This is a genomic window from Prosthecobacter sp. (genome assembly GCF_044378005.1).
Classification (GTDB): Bacteria; Verrucomicrobiota; Verrucomicrobiia; order Verrucomicrobiales; family Verrucomicrobiaceae; genus Prosthecobacter.
Genome location: NZ_JBILYB010000306.1, coordinates 1 through 3,073, shown reverse-complemented (window position 1 = coordinate 3,073; position 3,073 = coordinate 1). Strand labels below are relative to the sequence as shown.

At 60.3% G+C, this 3,073-nt stretch carries 1 protein-coding gene; it reads left to right on the top strand.

What is annotated here, in order from left to right; genetic code table 11:
• Positions 1–3,073, top strand: a 3,073-nt coding sequence (locus tag AC6FTP_RS26550; protein ID WP_497209912.1) for an alpha-2-macroglobulin family protein, incomplete at both ends; no start/stop codon positions are given.

Sequence of the window (3,073 nt, the reverse complement as noted above, 5' to 3'; positions counted from 1 at the left end):
ACCTTCACCGTGAAGATCGACACCACTCTCGCGAAGGAACTCCACGGCAATGAAGACCACCGCTACGAGATCGAGGCCGAGGTGACGGATGCCTCCCGGCGCACCATCTTTGGCAAAGGCAGCGTGCTCGCGGCTCGACGGCCTTTTGAAGTCTATGTCTCGCTGGATCGCGGCTACTACAACGCCGGGGACAGCGGTAGTGTGAGCATCCAGGCTCGCACTCTGGACGGTCGTGAGGTCAAAGCCACGGGTGAACTGGTTCTGTATCGTGTGACTTACGCGAAGGACGGGACACCGAGCGAAGAAGGCGTCAGCAAAGTAGCCATCTCGCTCCGCGAGATGAGCGAGAACGCCTCGATCACCCGCCTCACCTTCCCCAAAGGCGGCCAATACCGCGTCTCCGCCAAACTCAAAGACGAAGCCGGGCACGAGATCGAAGGCACCACCTTCTTCACCGTGCGTGGCGAGGGCTTCGATGAGGGGAAGGACTTTCGCTTTGATGACCTCGAACTCATCACCGAGAAGGACGAATATGCCCCCGGCGAGGAAGTGGAGATCACGCTGAACACGAACCGCCCCGGCAGCACCGTGGCGCTATTTTTGCGCACGCAGAACGGCACCTATCCTGAACCGATCTGGCTCAAACTGGAAGGCAAGAGCACCACGCGTCGCTTCAAGCTCACGGAGGCGGATCAGCCGAACCTCTTCATCGACGCCTACACCGTCAGCGATGCACGGGTGCATCAGGTCACGCGCCAGATCGTCGTGCCGCCGAAGAAGCGAATCGCCGCCGTGGAACTGATGCCGGACGCGGAGACGTATCTGCCTGGTCAGGGGTCAAAGGTCAAGGTGCGGGTCAAGGATGCGGATGGGAAGCCTTTCACCGGCCAGGTCGTGCTCACGGCCTATGACAAGGCGCTGGAATACATCTCCGGCGGCAGCAATCAGCAGGACATCCGGCCTTTCTTCTGGGGCTGGAAGCGGAGTCATTACCCACAGGTGGCGGACTCGTTGCGGGAGGTGCAGATCGGCATGCACAAAGAGGGCGAGATTGGGATGGATGTGCTTGGGGCGTTTGGGGGTGAGGTAGATGAAAGCTCTTCTGAGGAAATGGCAGGTGGTGGTTTTGGCGCTGGGATGCTTCGGAGGAAATCCGCCATGCCGATGGCTGCAATGGCAGCACCTGCCGATTCATACTCTGATAGTGCGGCACGGGGTAGAGCTATGGAAAATGGAGGCTTGGTCGCTCTGGCAGCAGCACCACCTCCTGAGCCAGAAGCAGCAGGCAGCGAAGATGGCCCCCAGCCCATGATCCGCACGAACCTCGCTGACAGCGCGGTGTGGGTGGCGGATTTCGTCACGGATGCGAAGGGCGAGGGCGAGCTGAATTTCAATCTGCCGGAGAACCTCACCACCTGGAAGCTGCGCTCCTGGGTCATGGGACCGCAGACGCAGGTCGGCGAGGCTGCCGTGGAAGTGATCACGAGGAAGAACCTCATGGTCCGCCTGCAAGCCCCGCGCTTCTTCGTGGAGAAGGACGAGGTCGTCATCTCAGCGAACGTCCACAACGAGATGGACGTGGCTCAGGAGGTGAAGGCGGTGCTGGAGCTGGAAGGTGGAGTCTTGGAGTTCGTAGTTCGGGCTTCAGCCCGCTCTTTGGAGGTTGAGGACTCCCAGAACCCAGAACGGCCTAAAGACCGAACTACAAACGTCAGCATCCCCGCTCACTCCGAGCATCGCTTCGACTGGCGCGTGAAAGTCATCGGCGAAGGCGAAGCCAAAATCCGCGTCAAAGCCCTCGCGCAGAAAGACAGCGACGCCATGGAGATGACCTTCCCGGCCTACACGCATGGGATGCTCAAGACGGACTCCTGGAGCCTCGCGCTGCTTCCCGATCAGGCGAGCGGCAAGATCACGGTGAACGTGCCCGCCGAGAGGAAGCCCGAGCAGTCGCGGCTGGAAGTGCGCTACTCACCGACATTGGCAATGGCGCTCGTCGATGCCCTGCCCTATCTCGTCGATTATCCGTATGGCTGCACCGAGCAGACGCTGAACAAGTTCGTGCCGACGGTGATCACGCTGAACGTGCTCAAAGACCTCGGCGTGGATCTCAAAGCCGTGCGCGACAAGCGCACAAACCTCAACGCCCAGGAGATCGGCGATGCTGACAAACGCGCGAAGCGTTGGCAGGGCAAAGACAACAAGGGCAAGCCGAAGGAGCCGGTCTTTGATGAAGACGAAGTCATGAAGATGGCGAAGGCCGGGCTGAAGAGGCTGGAAGCCATGCGTGGTGACGATGGCGGCTGGGGATGGTTCCCCGGCGGGCGGGAGTCATCGCCCCACATCACGGCGTTGGTGCTGCATGGGCTGAAAGCGGCGGAGCGGGCACGCATGGACCTGAATGACGGCATCGTCCGCAACGGGATCGAATTCCTCAAACGCCACGAAGCGGAAGAACTGCGCCGTTTGAAGCTGCCAGCGAAGGACAAGAACCACAAAGCGAACCCCGACAACCTTGACGCGCTCATTCACTGCGTGCTCGTGGAATACAAGGACGGCGACAAAGCCATGCGCGGCTTGCTTTATGAAAAGCGGAACAACCTCTCACGCTACAACCTCTGCCTGCTCGGATTCGCTTGTCATGCGGTGGACGAGAAAGAGCGGCGTGATATGTGCCTACGCAACGTGCGGCAGTTCTTGAAGCAGGACGACGAAAACCAAACCGCCTGGCTGGAGCTGCCACAGGGCGGCTGGTGGTATTGGTGGGATGATGCCATCGAGACGCAGGCGGCTTTCCTGCGCTTGCTCGTGACGGCAGAGCCGAAGGGCGAGACAGCGGCGCACATCGCCAAATACCTGTTCAACAACCGGCGCAACGGCACCTACTGGAACAGCACGAAAGACACCGCTGCGGTGATCGAAGCGCTGGCAGAGTTCGTGAAGGCCAGCGGGGAATCCGCGCCGAAGCAGACGGTCGAATTGCTCGTCGATGGCAAATCGCAAACAAAGGTGGAGATCACGAAGGAGAACCTGTTCACCTTCAACGGCAGCTTCGTCATCGAAGCCGACGCTT